The organism is Paracidovorax citrulli (genome assembly GCF_900100305.1).
Classification (GTDB): domain Bacteria; phylum Pseudomonadota; class Gammaproteobacteria; order Burkholderiales; family Burkholderiaceae_C; genus Paracidovorax; species Paracidovorax citrulli.
In genome coordinates, this window is record NZ_FNEY01000029.1 from 53,021 (window position 1) to 68,239 (window position 15,219).

At 63.6% G+C, this 15,219-nt stretch carries 15 protein-coding genes; 10 read left to right on the forward strand and 5 right to left on the reverse strand.

The genetic code is table 11. The features are described from left to right. Positions 1 to 144 precede the first annotated feature (144 nt). The 6 genes from BLR99_RS17650 (at position 145) to BLR99_RS17675 (ending at position 7,024) form a co-directional block, all read left to right on the forward strand. Complete coding sequence (locus BLR99_RS17650; protein ID WP_017439071.1) at positions 145 to 2,358, forward strand: malate synthase G; 2,214 nt, start codon at positions 145 to 147, stop codon at positions 2,356 to 2,358. Positions 2,359 to 2,501: 143 nt separating this feature from the next. After that, complete coding sequence (locus BLR99_RS17655) at positions 2,502 to 4,079, forward strand: methyl-accepting chemotaxis protein (RefSeq protein WP_011793590.1); 1,578 nt, start codon at positions 2,502 to 2,504, stop codon at positions 4,077 to 4,079. A 63-nt stretch (positions 4,080 to 4,142) separates the two neighbouring features. Next, the gene (locus BLR99_RS17660; protein ID WP_017439888.1) at positions 4,143 to 4,382 is read left to right on the forward strand and encodes a cysteine-rich CWC family protein; all 240 of its coding nucleotides are present in this window, start codon (positions 4,143 to 4,145) and stop codon (positions 4,380 to 4,382) included. Beyond that, the gene (locus BLR99_RS17665) at positions 4,379 to 4,609 is read left to right on the forward strand and encodes a 4-oxalocrotonate tautomerase (RefSeq protein ID WP_074687401.1); all 231 of its coding nucleotides are present in this window, start codon (positions 4,379 to 4,381) and stop codon (positions 4,607 to 4,609) included. The genes BLR99_RS17660 and BLR99_RS17665 overlap by 4 nt, the downstream gene beginning before the upstream one ends. 112 nt (positions 4,610 to 4,721) lie before the next feature. Next, complete coding sequence (locus BLR99_RS17670; RefSeq protein ID WP_048857550.1) at positions 4,722 to 6,170, forward strand: DHA2 family efflux MFS transporter permease subunit; 1,449 nt, start codon at positions 4,722 to 4,724, stop codon at positions 6,168 to 6,170. Positions 6,171 to 6,256: 86 nt separating this feature from the next. Next, positions 6,257 to 7,024 (forward strand): class II glutamine amidotransferase, encoded by a 768-nt coding sequence (locus BLR99_RS17675; RefSeq protein WP_011793586.1) that lies wholly within the window; start codon positions 6,257 to 6,259, stop codon positions 7,022 to 7,024. A gap of 27 nt (positions 7,025 to 7,051) precedes the next feature. Here BLR99_RS17675 and BLR99_RS23190 read toward each other — a convergent pair whose 3' ends face one another. Then, positions 7,052 to 7,216 (reverse strand): hypothetical protein, encoded by a 165-nt coding sequence (locus BLR99_RS23190; protein WP_165842993.1) that lies wholly within the window; start codon positions 7,214 to 7,216, stop codon positions 7,052 to 7,054. Between the two features lie 374 nt (positions 7,217 to 7,590). Between BLR99_RS23190 and BLR99_RS17680 the strand changes: the two genes are divergently transcribed. Both BLR99_RS17680 and BLR99_RS17685 read left to right on the forward strand, forming a co-directional pair. Then, entirely contained in the window at positions 7,591 to 7,962 is a 372-nt protein-coding gene (locus BLR99_RS17680) for a bacteriocin (protein WP_170838061.1), read from the forward strand. Positions 7,963 to 8,214: 252 nt separating this feature from the next. After that, the gene (locus BLR99_RS17685) at positions 8,215 to 9,213 is read left to right on the forward strand and encodes a site-specific integrase (protein ID WP_011793584.1); all 999 of its coding nucleotides are present in this window, start codon (positions 8,215 to 8,217) and stop codon (positions 9,211 to 9,213) included. A gap of 74 nt (positions 9,214 to 9,287) precedes the next feature. Here the strand turns inward: BLR99_RS17685 and BLR99_RS22720 are convergent, their stop codons facing one another. From BLR99_RS22720 to BLR99_RS17700, 4 genes are all read right to left on the reverse strand, one after another. Continuing rightward, positions 9,288 to 10,181, reverse strand: coding sequence for an alpha/beta hydrolase family protein (locus BLR99_RS22720; RefSeq protein ID WP_138919937.1), 894 nt, complete (start codon positions 10,179 to 10,181; stop codon positions 9,288 to 9,290). Continuing rightward, positions 10,178 to 10,549, reverse strand: coding sequence for a hypothetical protein (locus BLR99_RS22725; RefSeq protein WP_133246150.1), 372 nt, complete (start codon positions 10,547 to 10,549; stop codon positions 10,178 to 10,180). The genes BLR99_RS22720 and BLR99_RS22725 overlap by 4 nt, the downstream gene beginning before the upstream one ends. Next, positions 10,518 to 11,582, reverse strand: a complete 1,065-nt coding sequence (locus BLR99_RS22730) for a hypothetical protein (RefSeq protein WP_138919936.1) — start codon at positions 11,580 to 11,582, stop codon at positions 10,518 to 10,520. The genes BLR99_RS22725 and BLR99_RS22730 overlap by 32 nt, the downstream gene beginning before the upstream one ends. A gap of 324 nt (positions 11,583 to 11,906) precedes the next feature. After that, the gene (locus tag BLR99_RS17700; protein WP_011793581.1) at positions 11,907 to 12,335 is read right to left on the reverse strand and encodes a ribbon-helix-helix protein, CopG family; all 429 of its coding nucleotides are present in this window, start codon (positions 12,333 to 12,335) and stop codon (positions 11,907 to 11,909) included. Between the two features lie 442 nt (positions 12,336 to 12,777). On the opposite strand from BLR99_RS17700, the gene BLR99_RS17705 reads away from it, so the two are divergent. Together BLR99_RS17705 and trbL are read left to right on the forward strand one after the other, a co-directional pair. After that, positions 12,778 to 13,197 carry a hypothetical protein gene (locus tag BLR99_RS17705; protein ID WP_133246148.1) on the forward strand — a complete coding sequence of 140 codons (420 nt, stop codon included), beginning with the start codon at positions 12,778 to 12,780 and terminating at the stop codon, positions 13,195 to 13,197. Beyond that, a partial coding sequence (trbL, locus tag BLR99_RS17710) for a P-type conjugative transfer protein TrbL (protein ID WP_074687403.1) occupies positions 13,194 to 15,219 on the forward strand: 2,026 nt, incomplete at its 3' end. The genes BLR99_RS17705 and trbL, both read left to right, overlap by 4 nt.

Below are 15,219 nucleotides of genomic sequence, written 5' to 3' on the forward strand. Positions count from 1 at the left end.
CACCCTGCGCGGATTCATGCAAAAAAGTCACGGGTTCTGCAATTCGCGGGTGGTTTATGCGGATAAAAAATTCAAATACAGTGGCTCCATCGGGGGATTTCCCCCCCGCGTACCTCCTTGTTTCACCCGCCCAATCCACCCACCATGACCGATCGCACCTCCGTCCACGGCCTGCAAGTGGCCACGCTTCTGCACCGATTCATCGAAGAGCGCGTGCTGCCCGGCACGGGCGTCGATGCCGCCGCGTTCTGGTCCGGCTTCGATGCCATCGTGCGGGACCTGGCTCCGCGCAACATCGCCCTGCTGGCCGAGCGCGACCGCCTGCAATCCGAACTGGACACCTGGCACAAGGCCCACCCCGGCCCGGTCACCGACATGGCGGGCTACCGCGCCTTCCTGGAGAAGATCGGCTACCTCGTGCCGCAACCCGCAGGCGTGCAGGCCACCACCGCCAACGTGGACGACGAACTCGCCATCCAGGCCGGCCCGCAGCTCGTGGTGCCGATCCTGAACGCACGCTACGCGCTCAACGCCGCCAACGCGCGCTGGGGCAGCCTGTACGACGCGCTCTATGGCACCGACGTGATTTCCGAAGAGGGCGGCGCCGAAAAGGGCAAGGGCTACAACCCGGTGCGCGGAGCCAGGGTGATCGCCTTCGCGCGCAACGTGCTGGACACCAGCGCCCCGCTCGCCGCCGGCTCGCACAAGGATGCGAAGGCCTACCGCGTCGAAGGCGGCCGCCTGGCCGTGGAGCTGCAGGACGGCTCGGCCACGGGCCTGAAGGACGCGGCCCAGTTCGTGGGCTACCAGGGCGATGCCGCCGCACCGTCGTCCGTGCTGCTGCGCCACAACGGGCTGCACCTGGACATCCGGATCGACCGCTCCACGCCCATCGGCAAGACCGATCCCGCCGGCGTGAGCGACCTGGTGCTGGAAGCGGCCCTCTCCACCATCCTCGACCTCGAAGACTCCGTCGCCGCCGTCGATGCCGAGGACAAGGTGGCCGGCTATGCCAACTGGCTGGGCATCCTGCAGGGCACGCTGACCGAATCCTTCGCCAAGGGCGGCCAGACCGTCACGCGGGGCCTGAACGCCGACCGCATCTACACCGCGCCCGGGGGCAGCGGCGAAGTGCGCCTGCACGGCCGCTCGCTCATGTTCCTGCGCAACGTGGGCCACCTGATGACCAACCCGGCCGTGCTGTGGACCGATGCGCAGGGCGCGCAGCGCGAGATCCCGGAAGGCATCCTGGACGCGGTGGTCACCACCGCCATCGCGCTGCACGACCTGCAGGGCAAGGGCCAGGGCGGCATCCGCAACTCGCGCAAGGGCAGCGTCTATATCGTCAAGCCCAAGATGCACGGCCCGGCCGAAGTGGCCTTCGCCAGCGAACTCTTCGCCCGCGTGGAACGCCTGCTGGGCCTGCCGGAGAACACCGTCAAGCTGGGCATCATGGACGAAGAGCGCCGCACCAGCGTGAACCTGAAGGCCTGCATCGCCGCCGCGTCGGCCCGGGTGGCCTTCATCAACACCGGCTTCCTGGACCGCACCGGCGACGAGATGCACACCGCCATGCAGGCCGGGCCCATGGTGCGCAAGGGCGACATGAAGGCCAGCGCCTGGATCCAGGCCTACGAGAAGAACAACGTGCTGGTGGGCCTGTCGTGCGGCCTGCGCGGCAAGGCGCAGATCGGCAAGGGCATGTGGGCCATGCCCGACATGATGAAGGCCATGCTGGAGCAGAAGATCGCCCACCCCAGGGCCGGCGCCAACACCGCCTGGGTGCCCAGCCCCACGGGCGCCACGCTGCACGCCCTGCATTACCACCAGGTCAACGTGGCCGAGGTGCAGAAGGAGCTGGAAAAGACCAGCGCCGATGCCGAACGCGACAACCTGCTCACCGGCCTGCTGACCATTCCCGTCGCCGCCAACCCGCAATGGACCGACGCCGAGAAGCAGCAGGAGCTGGACAACAACGCCCAGGGCATCCTCGGCTACGTGGTGCGCTGGATCGACCAGGGCGTGGGCTGCTCCAAGGTGCCCGACATCCACGACGTGGGCCTGATGGAAGACCGCGCCACGCTGCGCATCAGCAGCCAGCACATCGCCAACTGGCTGCTGCATGGCGTGGTGACCGAGGACCAGGTGCGGAAAACCTTCGAGCGCATGGCCGCCGTGGTGGACCAGCAGAACGCGGGTGATCCGGCCTACCGGAAGATGGCCGGCCGCTTTGCCGAGTCTGCCGCTTACCAGGCCGCCTGCGACCTGGTGTTCAAGGGCGTGGAGCAGCCCAGCGGCTATACCGAGCCGCTGCTGCACGCCTGGCGGCTGAAGGTGAAGGCCGGCGCGGCACGCTGATCCGCCTCCGCGCTGCCCGAAGGCACCCGAGAGGGTGCCTTTTTTCGTGGCGAAAAACCCTCGCCAACCACGGTCACCCTGGCGGCCTCGCAGGGTGCAAAATAAACATCAAGTTACAATCAGGGTTTACCCTGAAACAACCCATGAAATTCCAAGATTTATCCATTGGAAAGCGTCTGGCGCTGGCCTTCGGCCTGCTGACGTTTTTCATCGTGGGCATGCTGGCCGTCGGCTCGTGGCGGCTGCAGTCCGTCGCTCAGGACACCGCCGCGATGATGAACCTGCCCCTGGCGAAGGAGCGGCTGATCTCGGATTGGTACCGCACCATCTACACCAACGTATCGCGCCATGCCCTGGTCGCACGCAGCAGCGACACGGCCCTGGCCGGCCGGTTCACGCAGGAAAACGCGGCGGCCTCCCGCCAATCGACGGAGCAGCAGCAGCAACTGGCCCAACTCATCTCCGGCCCTGAAGAACAGGCGCTCTTCGACCGGGCCGGCGTGCTGCGCAAGCAGTTCGTCACCGCACGCGACGCGATCTACCGGGCCAAGGTCGAGGGTCGGTCGGACGACGCCCAGCGTATCCTGGACACCGAGTTCACTCCGTCCGGCAAGGGCTACCTGGATGCGCTGCAGGCCTTGCTGGACTTCCAGCGCAAGCAGATCAACGAAGCCGCCGCCTCGGTGCACAGCAACTACGAAAGCGGCCGCGACGCGCTGATCCTGCTGGGCCTGCTGGCCACCGCGGCGGCCGTGGCGCTGGCTATCGGCATCACGCGCAGCGTGACACGGCCCCTGCACCGCGCCGTGTCGGTGGCGGAGTCCGTGGCCGGCGGCGACCTGACGGTGCGCTCCGGCAGCGCGGCGCGCGACGAGATGGGCCAGTTGCTGCGCGCCCTGGACGCCATGGCCGCCCGATTGCGCGACACCGTCGGCCAGGTGCGCCGCGGCGCGGACGGCATCGCCCTCGCCTCCAGCGAGATCGCCACCGGCAACCTGGACCTGTCCAGCCGCACCGAAGAGCAGGCCAGCGCACTGCAGCAGACCGCCGCGTCGATGGAACAGATGACCGCCACGGTCCGGCAGAACGCGGACAACGCCGCGCAGGCCGACCAGCTGGCGCGCTCCGCGTCCGAGATGGCGGTGCGCGGCGGCGAGGTGGTCGGCAACGTCGTGACGACGATGGGCGGCATCCACAGCGCTTCGCGCAAGATCGTGGACATCATCGGCGTGATCGACTCCATCGCGTTCCAGACCAACATCCTGGCGCTCAACGCCGCCGTCGAGGCCGCGCGGGCCGGCGAGCAGGGCCGCGGCTTCGCCGTGGTGGCCAGCGAGGTGCGCACGCTGGCGCAGCGCAGCGCCACCGCCGCGAAGGAGATCAAGGCCCTCATCGACGATTCCGTCAACCAGGTGGACGCGGGCAACCGGCTGGTGGAAGAAGCCGGCACGGTGATCCGCGACGTGGTGGCCGGCGTGCGCCGCGTGACCGACATCGTGGCCGAAATCAGCGCCGCCAGCCAGGAACAGACCAGCGGGCTGGAACAGGTGAACCGGGCCATCGCGCAGATGGACCAGGTCACCCAGCAGAACGCCGCGCTGGTGGAAGAAGCGGCGGCCGCCACGGGTTCGCTGGAAGCACAGGCTTCGCAACTGGTGCAGGCGGTGGCGGTCTTCCGCCTGGCCGAAGCGGGAACGGCACTGCCGCGGCTGGCCGCCTGAAAGCCCCATTGCTGCGCTATCGATAGCAGCGGGCGCTGTCCTTCATGGGCCTACACTGGCCCCATGCCCGACGCCGCCCCGCTTCCGGACCCTGCCCGCTGCCCCCTGTGCGGCCAGAGCAACCAATGCGCCATCGAGGCCGGGCGGCCGGCCGCCAGCTGCTGGTGCATGGGTGCCCTGGTGAGCCCCACCGCCCTCGCCGCCGTGCCGGACCCAGCGCGCGGCATGGCCTGCCTCTGCCCTCGCTGCGCAGCCGGCGTCCAGCCCTCACCGGACACCGCCGGGGCCATGCCACCGATATGATCGAAGGCTGTTTTCTTCGCCATTCAAAGGAATCCCCCATGCCCACGTACCACATCGAAATGATGGAAGGCCGCACCGTCGAGCAGAAAAAGAAGCTCGTGGAGGAAATCACCCGTGTCTCCGTCGAGATCCTCGGCGGCTCGCCCGAATCGGTGGACATCCTCATCACCGACGTGAAGCGCGAGAACTGGGCCACGGGGGGCAAGCTCTGGTCCGAGAGGCAGTGACCATCTCCCCGAGCGGCTGCGCGGCGGGGCGGCCCCGGCGCGGCGTCTGCTGGCGGGGGCCGCGCCTGCCGCACAGCGTGGTGCGCCGGCCAGCCCCGTTCCGGGGCATGGCATGACGGGTTCCGCGGCGCTGCTGCGCGAGCGCTACGGCGAACGCTACCGGTGGCTGCTGCTGCTCTCGGTCATGGTCGGCACCATGGCGTCGATCATGTCCTCCACCATCGTGAACGTGGCGATCCCGGACATGAGCCACCACTTCACGCTGGGGCAGGCGCGGGCCCAGTGGGTCACCTCGGGCTTCATGGTGGCCACCACCGTGGCCATGCTCACCACGCCCTGGCTGCTGGCGCGCTACGGCTACCGGGCCACCTACGTGGGCGCCATGGTGCTGCTGCTGGTGGGCGGCATCGGCGGCGGCGTCGCCGGCCAGTACGAATGGGTGCTGCTGGCCCGCGTGCTCGAGGGCCTGGCGGCCGGGGTGGTGCAGCCCATCCCGGCGGTGATCATCCTGCATGCGTTCCAGCCGCACGAGCAGGGCCGCGCCAGCGGCATCTTCGGCATGGGCGTGGTGCTGGCGCCCGCCATCGGCCCGAGCGTCGGCGGCCTGCTCGTGGACTGGTTCGGCTGGCGCTCCATCTTCTTCATGGTGGTGCCGTTCTGCATCGCCTCCCTCGCCCTCGCGTACAGGTACGTGCCGGTCAGCAGTCCGGGCGGCGTGGCCGCGGACCGCTCCGGCGCCTCGCTCGACTCGGCCGGCCTGCTGCTCGGCGCGGTGGGCACGCTGTGCCTGCTCAACGGGCTGGTATCGCTGCGCGACGGCCCCGCATTCACGTCGGCCGCCCTGCTCCTGGCCGCGCTCGCTGCCCTGGCCGCGTTCATCGCCTGGGAACGCCGCATGCTGGCACGCCAGGGCAGGCCGCTGATGGACCTGCGGCTGTTCGAGGTGCGGCAGTTCGCCATGGGCAGCATCGTGGCGTTCATCTACGGCACCGCGCTTTTCGGGTCCACCTACCTGCTGCCGGTGTTCCTGCAACTGGGCCTGCAAATGTCGGCATCGCACGTCGGCACGCTGATGCTGCCGGCGGGCATCGTGCTGGCGATCACCATTCCCCTGGTCGGGCGCATGGCCGACCGCCAGCCCACGCACCTGCTCGTGGGCACCGGACTGGCTTTGCTGGCGCTGTCCTTCGGCCTGATGGCGTTCGTGGAACTGCACACCGCCCTGTGGCTGCTGGTGGCGTTCGCGGTGCTGGGCCGCATCGGCCTGGGCTTCATCCTGCCGTCCCTCAACCTGGGCGCGATGCGGCCGCTGCCCAAGCCGCTCATCGCGCAGGGCTCGAGCGCCATCAGCTTCGTGCGCATGCTCGGCGGCGCGGCCGGGGTGAGCCTGTGCGGCATCGTGCTCGAATGGCGCATCGCCGCGCACGGCGATTCGCTGCAGAATGCGGTCAGCAGCCCGGAACGCATCGCCGCTTTCGGTGATACCTTCCTCCTGCTCACCGGGCTGTGCCTGCTGGCCCTGGTGGCAGCCTGGCAGTTGCGCCCGCCGCGCGAAGGCTGACCGCCGCCACGGCGAAGGCCCCCGCTCCGCGGGCCCCGCCGCCAGGCAGCAGCCCCTCCGATATTTCTCTGCCTCCTCCATCGACCATGTGCCAGTTGCTCGGAATGAACGCCAACACGCCCACCGACGTGACCTTCAGCTTCACGGGGTTCGCGCAGCGCGGCGGCAGGACGGGCGACCACTCCGACGGCTGGGGCATCGCCTTCTTCGAGGACAAGGGCCTGCGGCATTTCGTGGACCACGAACGGGCCGCGGATTCGCCGATCGCGGAACTGATACGCCGCTATCCCATCCGCAGCCGCAACGTCATCGCGCACATCCGCAAGGCCACCCAGGGCAGCGTGGCCCTGCAGAACTGCCACCCGTTCGTGCGCGAACTCTGGGGCCGCTACTGGGTGTTCGCGCACAACGGCGACCTGAAGGACTTTCGTCCCCGCCTGCATTCGCACTTCCATCCCGTCGGCGCCACCGACAGCGAGCACGCGTTCTGCTGGATCATGCAGGAGCTCTCCAAATCCCATGCCGACGTGCCCAGCGTGCAGGAACTCACCCTCACCCTGCGAGAACTGGCGGCGCGCATCGCGCCGCATGGCACCTTCAACTTCCTGCTGTCCAACGGGCAGGCCCTCTGGGCCCATGCATCCACCCACCTCTGCTACATCGAGCGCCGGCATCCGTTCTCGCAGGCCTGCCTGTGCGACGAGGACCTGAGCGTGGACTTCTCGGCCCACACCACGCCGCACGACCGCGTGGCGGTGGTGGTGACGGCGCCCCTGACCAGCGACGAAGTCTGGACGCCGTTCCGCAGCGGCGAACTCAAGGTGTTCGTGGACGGCGCCTGCCAGGCCTTCTGACCCTGGGCAGGCGGCGCCCCGCGCGCTTCAGCCCAGCGGCTTCCACACCGGCGGTTCGGGATCGGGAAAGCAGGGCGCGTGGCCTCCCGGCCGCAGCATGGCCTCGCGCTGCCGACGCCGCTTGATCTCACGGGGCTTGGCAGCGGCACGGCCCGCAGCAGCGTCGGAACAATGGCGATGGGACCTGGACATGGGACCTCCGTCTTTTCAGCTTGGAACCCCATTGGCGCACCGGAGCCGGACGCCCGTCCGTCGGACGGTGGCGCATCCGCCGACCCGACGGGGCCCACGGCCGTGCCATCCAGACGCCATCGGGGCCGGGAGGCATTCATGCACGCAGGCCCGGTCTGCCGTGCCGGGCGGCGAACGTCCGGAACATCGCCGCGGCGCGGCGGCAATTGATGCAAGTCAAGGTGCTTTTCCCCTGTAGGACAGGCACTGCGCCTTCGCTGACACGGCTTCGCTCCGCAGGCCGGCGTGGTGGGCCGGGTACGGGCAATACAACAGTTCCAGCGGGCGGATGGCCCGCGGCGATCACCCGATCCACCAAACCCAAGGAGAACATCATGCAACCCGACAAGACCACGCCCCCGCCGGCCAGCGTCGGCCCTTCCGCAGACGGCATCCCCGTGGAACACCGGCCGGGCTACGGCGTCCCTTCACAGGATCCGCGGCCCGCGGCGCAGGTCCCCCTCACGCCCGAGGAAGCCGAGCGCGAGGCCGGATCGGTCCTCGCCGGAGGCGGCGTCATGGCCGGGGCCGCGACGGGCGCAGCCGTGGGCGGGGCCGTGGCAGGCCCCATCGGCGTGGTGGTCGGGGTGGCCGTGGGAGGAGTCGCCGGCGCGGTGGGCGGCGCGGTCGCCGGCAAGGCCGCCGCCACGGACCCGCGGGACCTTCCACCACCCGCAGCGCGAGACACCCGGTCAGGCGAACGGTGACAGCGCCCGGGCACAGGCCGAGCCCCTGGCACCTGCCGGCGCGGGAGCACCATCCGGGCCATGGTCCGGACGCTTCACGACGAGGGGAAATGGAAAAGGGAATTCTGGCGCGGCTGGCGGGGATCGAACCCACGACCCTTGGCTTCGGAGGCCCAAACTATCGGTTTATGAATCAAATAGATAGCGAATTTTTTTGAATTCTTGGCACAGTTTTGGCACACTACAAAAAAAGTAGCAACCAGACCAGCCAAGATGCCGACCATTCGCAAAAAGGGCGATCACCAATGGCACGCGCAAATCCGTAAGCGCGGCTACCCCAGCCAGACCCGCACCTTCACCACCCGCGCCGACGCCGAACGCTGGGCCACCATCGTGGAATCGGAAATGGAACGGGGCATGTTCGTCTCCCGCACAGAGGCCGAAGCCACCCTGGTCAGCGACGCGGTGGAACGCTATCGGCGGGAAGTGCTGCCGTCCAAGCGCGGCAAGGCCGCGGACGAATCCCGGCTCAAAACGCTGCTCAGGTACTTCGGAAGCTACAAGCTCGCAGCCCTCACCTCGACGCTGATCGCTCAGTTCAGAGATGAGCGATTGACCGCAGTCGGCCCCCAATCCGTCATTCACGAGATCAACCTGCTCAATCGCGTGCTGAAAGCTGCGGTGATGGATTGGGGCATCGCCCTGCCTCATGGCCTTCCCACTACGAACGTCCGCAAGCCCGCGAAGCCAAAGGGACGGGAGCGCCGCGTTAGCCAAGAGGAAATTGCCGCCATCGTTGCGCACAGCAGCTCCAGCGAGTTGTCCGTCGCTATCACCGTAGCAGTCGAAACAGGCATGCGCCGGGGCGAGCTGGCCGCGCTCACCTGGAGCAATGTGGACCTGATCAAACGTACTGCGCATATTCCCCTGACGAAGACAGATGCCCCGCGTACGGTGCCGCTCTCTTCGACGGCTGTTGCAGCCTTGCAGCGTCTGCTGCCCCCTCATACCGAGGTCATCGGAAAAGACCGGCGAGTGTTCGCCATGCAGGCCGCGTCCATGCAGCAGGCATTGGAGCGTGCCTGCCAGGCGCATCGCGCGGACATCCACAACCTACGGTTTCATGATCTGCGCCACGAGGCAACCAGCCGCTTCTTCGAGAAGGGGTTGAGCATGATGGAGGTGGCGGCTATCACCGGACACAAGACGTTGGAGATGCTCAAGCGGTACACCCATCTCAGAGCGGAGGACTTGGCAAAGCGGCTGGGGTAAGGCTCATCCGTCAATCTCGCTGCCTTGCAAGCTGCACAGGGTGAATCTGAATAACAGTTATATGAGAGATAAAATCAATAGAAGCCGAGCAGCCAAAAGGCGAAAAGCAATACTCCGACGGCGAGGAATAAAAGCACGCCTTTAATCATTGGCAATCCGCCAAGTACCGACACAAGCCATGAAGGAGTTGGACGTTTTGAGTCCCATGGCGACGGAATTACCAGCCCGTGCGCTATGAAAGGCCTCCAGAAATTCTCAAAATGCTCGTCTGTAAAAAAGTCGCTATGCCCGTAATCAAAAAAACGATCCGTGACACGGGCCGTTTTAAATCCAAAAGACCCGCTTTCCCCGTACCCCCATGTTGCCACACGCGCGAAAACAGGCCAAATATCCCGCGTCCCCACTTCGTTGACACATGTTTTATCCGTAAATTCGTGTGGCAACTGATCCCACCGAAAGGCTGCAGGAATAATTGACCCACAAAGCAATAGTCTTTGAATTCGGATATCAGGGGCGTCTTTGAGAATCTTTGATATGACGTAGGTACCAAAGCTGTGGGCCATTACGACCAGTTCACAACCTGGATTCAGCCTCTGCAAGTCGCGAAGTTCGCGAGTAACTCGATCTACCGCATGACCGCGACAAGGGCCAAGAAATCTTATAACATCTTTATATCGATATCCGATGGGCACGACCTTGATTGCACCAGGCACATCCAGGGCGGCACGAGCCTTTTCTTGCCATCCTGCGGCGGTACGGATGCCGTGAAGTAGAGCGACCACAGTTAATTTGGCCGCCGCTGCCGCAATATCCAAGCCTGAACAATATAGATCAAAACCCGCCTCAAGAAGCGCATGATGCTCTTTAGGATGCGCAGCCTTATAGCCTCGAAAAGCACTCAACATCTCTTTATCCGAGATGCCCGAAAGAAATTCCTTGAGCTTGCCAAGTAAGTCTTCTGGCTTCATGGCGACTCGGCAACATAATATGTACGGAGGACATCCGGCGTGACCTCCATCCACATATCGCGGTGGTGATCATGCAATCGGTTTGGCACCTCATCTATTGACGAGTATTCAGCGACACCGCCCCCTGCGGGTGACTCAACAACGATGACTCTCCGTAGAATATGCTCCGACAGTAGCAGCGAAATCAGCATAGCGAGCTCATGACTTGAGTCGATCTCGCTGATTTTTTGAAGGTACCGGGGTTCCAGCCGAATTTTCCCCAAACGCTGCTGTGTTGCGGCATCCTCCAAATACCTTTCTACCAAGCGCAGTGCCTTGGTAGCAGAAGGAACTTGTTCAGTTATTTTCGAGAACTTGGTGGAGAACAAATTCGTACTCCTCTTCAGTTATCGCAGCGGTAACAGCAAATTCATTGTCTTCACCATTGAGAAGCACATGAATTTCCTTCAAAACCTCTTCTCCGTCTGCAATCTTGAAGTACACATTCGAATCAGCACAATATGTGGTATCTGCGTCGAATTCAGCCAAGCTCTTTGCAATGCGTTCGCTATCCGCCAAATCATCAGCATTTACAGCAGTATTGGCACGAAGTGTCATCCCTTCATCGTCGCGGAGGGTATAAGTAGAGAACTTCACCAAACTCTGCAGTTCGACTCTTTTCTCCCAGAGATTTTTCTTAAGGCTACTTAAAGATACCTCTTTGAACTCGGTGCGCGGAAAAATTGATCGCAACCGGTAGAAAAACTGACCCAAGTCATCTTTGTACTTAGTTGAGTTATCGCGAGAAGCGATTCGAACCTCAAGCAAACCGTTAGCCCATAGCCTTACGAGATTGATAACTCTTTGATGCTCGTAGCTATACACTTTCGTGAGTGTCATGGCCGCCGCATCGTTGACTTCCGAGGTAAGCTTTTTAGAAGTACGCTTCTCAATCTCCTTAATAGATACAGACTTCACACCTCCGATTACGGCAGTTCGCACGTCAACAAATGTCGGCTGATCCGGCAAATCTACTACCAGCGGATCGAAGCCGACATCCGAAATGTTGTTCTCATTCAGCACCCGTTGCATTCGATCGTCCGCAAGCAGCAGTGCCGCCCGATCTGCAGGACACCTGAAAAGAAACACGTGTTGGCGACCGTAGCCTTCGGTGCGGCGAAGTAGTTCTTGCAAGTCAGCGAGAGAAATTTTGCCCTCGTCATACGCGGGAAGAATCCGCTTCGTACGTAGATCCTCCCATGAGCCTGCCGAGTGCTGCAGCCCCCGACTCTTTAGGAAGTCACGAACGACCGCAATGCTTGTTGCTCGCTCGATAAGCAAAAGAAGCAAACTCAGCTTTTCAGCGCGTTGCACCATGGGCGTTAATGCGTCCAAAGTTGCCGCCTTGACTTGTCCAGTCATCTCCAATCCCTCCGACACTAGGTGCAACCAATTGTAAATTTTTCTACAGTCATCCTACCCGGTGCTAGGTAGAACGTCATGTTCATGCCGCCTTGCGGACAGGGGCAGCAGGTACGGTTGTACACACTTCCTCATGCGAGCGAGACGGGACTTGCAGGCGCCCCTAAAGCCTCCGAGACAGGCCGCTGAGGACGCTCCTTGTTCACTCGGCAGGAAGGACGCGATGAAAGGCTTCATTGTCCCAGAAGTTGCCACGCCTGCGCTTGCAAGGCCGACCTGTCCGCGACAGAAGCCTATGAAAATTTCCGCGCGCGGAAATTCTCCCTACTCATCAGAGCGTGTCGACTCCGGTGCGACAGTGATGTTTGACAACGAACCACTGTCTTGCATGGTGCCGGCAATAGCCCTCAGAAGCTTCTCCCAACGCTCTACCGCGTGAGCTTTCGACACTATCCGCGCAGCTTCGGGAACGTGAGGGGTGTGCATGTAGTAGGACTTGATGAACAGCTCTTGCACGGCCATCAGTACCCGCATGTCATGTCGCAGACGCCGTACCTCCTTGTGCAGCGCCTTGAAGCTGCCGGCCTGGCGCTTCTCCAAGTCCACCATCGCCCGGTGCAGCTCCTCTCCCTGCATGTATTGCCGCGCCGCTTCACGGAACAGCGCCGGCACTGACCAGCCGCGCGCATTGGCCAGCTCTTCAAGGGCCCGCTGAAAGTCAGCATCACATCGGACAGCGTTAAGTTTGCCCATAAATTAATCACCTACTTGGTATCACCAGATACCAAAGCTTGCCACCCTGATATCAAGTAAATTCTTCTCACATCGACGAGATGTTATCCCAACATCAGCGAAACTGATATCATCCTTTATGTTCCACTACTAACAGTTAACGGGTGTAGTTTGGTCGTTGCCAAACAGGCCTCCAACCAAGTTGTTGTGAGACGGAAGCGGGAGCGAAAGCCCTCCCGCGGCCCCTAAATTTCCGCGCGCGGAAATTTAGGGGAGATGCCGAGGAATCGGTGTGATCGTTCCCTGCGGGCCTTTTGAACGTTTTGGCGGATGTTCCCTTGGAGGAACTAGGCACAGGAGCAGGAGCGAGCCTTAGCCAGCCTTGTGCTGGCGTATGGGGCTTGCTCGCACCTGCGCTCAGTTGCGGCAAGCCGTGTGTCAACGCACGGAAAGGATCGGAGCCATGCCAGAGCTTCAAGACCGGCAGCAGCCGGAGATCATTGACGCGGATTTTCGAGAAGTCTGCACAACGGGCTATCAGCCCTCACCCATTCAACGTATCGCAGGCAGCACAGTGGCTGCAGCATGCTGTGCGCTTATGCTCGCGGCAGGGTTCGAGCTGATCGACGGCCGCATTGCGATGCTGCTCTTGCTTGTGCTCGGGGCAGGTGGATACCTCGCTTATATCCACCTGCAGGCGAACCGGCCTGGCTTCGTGTTCTTCGCAGCCGTTGCCTTGCTGGCGATCGGAGCATCCGTCGCCTTCGCTGGGTACTATCCCCTCGCTTCTCTGGTTGCGCTCGCAGTCGGTGGCATCAGCGGCGCGCTCGCTCGCGCCGCGAGGGTTGACGATGCGCCCTGTCAAAGGAGCACGCTCAAATGACGTCGTGCATCACCCAGCGACGCGCGGCGCTCTTGCTGCTCGTCATCGCATTGACCCTCTTTGCGGCGGATGCGGCCTTAGCAGACGTGCTGAACGACATTGGCAACGGCTACAAGACCGAGTCGGCCAAGTGGTTCCCCAAGCTCCTGGTTATCGCCAAGTCCCTGTTCTGGAAGCTAGCGGCGATTGAATTCGCCTGGGCTTCCATCCTGTGGGTGCTGAAAAGCCAGGAAATGCAGTCGTTCACGGCTGCAGTCGTGCAAAAGCTCATCGGCATCGGGTTCTTCTACTTCCTGCTGCAGAACGCCGACTACTGGATTCCTGCCATCGTGAACAGTCTGGTAAAGGCAGGCAACGAAGCGACTGGCCTTCCGGCGCTCACGCCGTCCGAGGTTTTCGACTTGGGCATTGATACGGCAGTTGGGATGTTGAAGGGCATCCAGGCGCTGAGCTTGTGGGAGGATTTCGCTACGGTCGTAGTTGGCGGCCTCGCCGCACTCGTCATCGTAATTTCGTTCCTGGTCATCGCTGGGCAAATGCTGATCGCGCTCATCGAGAGCTACATCGCCATCAGCGGCGGCGTGCTGTTCCTGGGCTTCGGCGGTTCGCGGTGGACGGTCGAGTTCACGCAGAAATACATCAGCTACGCATTCGCCACGGGGATCAAGCTGTTCATCCTTTACCTCATCATCGGCGTGGGCACGGCCCAGGCCAGGACCTGGGCGTCACTGCTGTTGACGACGGACTGGAACAACATTTTCGCGGTGATGGGTGGCTCGATGCTGCTGGCCTTTCTGGGCTTCCAGATTCCGAACATGGCGGCCTCCATGCTGTCCGGCGCGCCGTCGCTGACGGCAGGCGCGGCAGCAGCGACATCGGGCGCACTTGCTGCCGGCACGGTCGCGGCAGGCGCCACCGCCATATCCCCAGCGCTACAGTCCGCCAGAGGCGGTATGCAGGCACTGCGGGCGGGATACGACCATCACCGAGCCGGCGGCAATAGCGCACTTTCAAGCGCCCTCAAGGCGGTCGGCACATCCACCGTGGACATGGGCCGCGAAGCCGGCCGGAGTGCCGGCGAGGCCATAGGCCTTGCCAAACCTACGGCGTCCGAGCGTTCGACAGTGGGTGGCCGCGCGGCTGAGCGCCGTGACGGCATGACGGCTCAGATCCGTGAAGAACGCGCGGCGATGGCCGACGCAGGCGGCATGAGCAAGAGCAGCGAAAGCGATGCAGGCGCCACGTGCGCGCCGGCCGAAAGCGATGGCGCGAAGAACGGTAGCGCCGACAGCAAAAGCACGTCGGCCGCTCCTGTAGTTCCGCCGCCTGGGACACCCTCCGGCGCAACCGGTAGGCCCGTTGACGAGCTCCACGGAGCCTCCAAACCCATGGCAGGCCATCCGCAGGTTGCCGATGATTACGGCAACGTAGTCGCGCCGCCCTCGTCCAAGATTGCCGAGAGCAACGCTGGCGGAGTCGGCACGTCGGCCACGAATGTAGCCGCCGCGAACACCAGCGCGGTCAACACCTCGGCAACGGGCGTGAATGCTGCGCAGGCAGGTAGCTCGGGTAGCGTGCCCGCCCAGACACTGGCCGCTGCCACACCGGAAGCCCAACGCCAGGTAGGCCAGGACTCCGGCAGTACGGTGTATCCACCCTCCGCCAAGATCGCAGAGAGCGACGCGGGCGGAGCCGGTACGTCAGCCGCGGGCGTGTCTTCGACGAACACCAGCGCGGGCAACACCTCGACCACGGACAAAGCAGCATCATCTGGCGGTGGGTCATCCGCCCCCGCCCCAGAGGCGGGAAAAAGCGGCCCGACCTTGGGCCGCGACAAGGCCCCATTCCAGGATCTGCAGCGCGTCAGGCCGCCACAGATACCGAATGACGCCGCGCCCCAGGCCGGGGTGAATATCCGCCTCACGCACTCCCCCCCGCGTCAGAATAGTTGTCGCCTCGATAGGACTCCGGTGTTCGGAGTTCATGAAGGTAGTAGGAGGCTGTGTAGTTGTGGTCGAAGGT

Excerpts from the sequence above, each read along its gene's own strand:
- BLR99_RS17650 (WP_017439071.1), top strand. The coding sequence starts at position 145 with ATGACCGATCGCACCTCCGTCCACGGCCTGCAAGTGGCCACGCTTCTG.
- BLR99_RS17655 (WP_011793590.1), top strand. The coding sequence starts at position 2,502 with ATGAAATTCCAAGATTTATCCATTGGAAAGCGTCTGGCGCTGGCCTTC.
- BLR99_RS17660 (WP_017439888.1), top strand. The coding sequence starts at position 4,143 with ATGCCCGACGCCGCCCCGCTTCCGGACCCTGCCCGCTGCCCCCTGTGC.
- BLR99_RS17665 (WP_074687401.1), top strand. The coding sequence starts at position 4,379 with ATGATCGAAGGCTGTTTTCTTCGCCATTCAAAGGAATCCCCCATGCCC.
- BLR99_RS17670 (WP_048857550.1), top strand. The coding sequence starts at position 4,722 with ATGACGGGTTCCGCGGCGCTGCTGCGCGAGCGCTACGGCGAACGCTAC.
- BLR99_RS17675 (WP_011793586.1), top strand. The coding sequence starts at position 6,257 with ATGTGCCAGTTGCTCGGAATGAACGCCAACACGCCCACCGACGTGACC.
- BLR99_RS23190 (WP_165842993.1), bottom strand. The coding sequence starts at position 7,216 with ATGTCCAGGTCCCATCGCCATTGTTCCGACGCTGCTGCGGGCCGTGCC.
- BLR99_RS17680 (WP_170838061.1), top strand. The coding sequence starts at position 7,591 with ATGCAACCCGACAAGACCACGCCCCCGCCGGCCAGCGTCGGCCCTTCC.
- BLR99_RS17685 (WP_011793584.1), top strand. The coding sequence starts at position 8,215 with ATGCCGACCATTCGCAAAAAGGGCGATCACCAATGGCACGCGCAAATC.
- BLR99_RS22720 (WP_138919937.1), bottom strand. The coding sequence starts at position 10,181 with ATGAAGCCAGAAGACTTACTTGGCAAGCTCAAGGAATTTCTTTCGGGC.
- BLR99_RS22730 (WP_138919936.1), bottom strand. The coding sequence starts at position 11,582 with ATGACTGGACAAGTCAAGGCGGCAACTTTGGACGCATTAACGCCCATG.
- BLR99_RS17700 (WP_011793581.1), bottom strand. The coding sequence starts at position 12,335 with ATGGGCAAACTTAACGCTGTCCGATGTGATGCTGACTTTCAGCGGGCC.
- BLR99_RS17705 (WP_133246148.1), top strand. The coding sequence starts at position 12,778 with ATGCCAGAGCTTCAAGACCGGCAGCAGCCGGAGATCATTGACGCGGAT.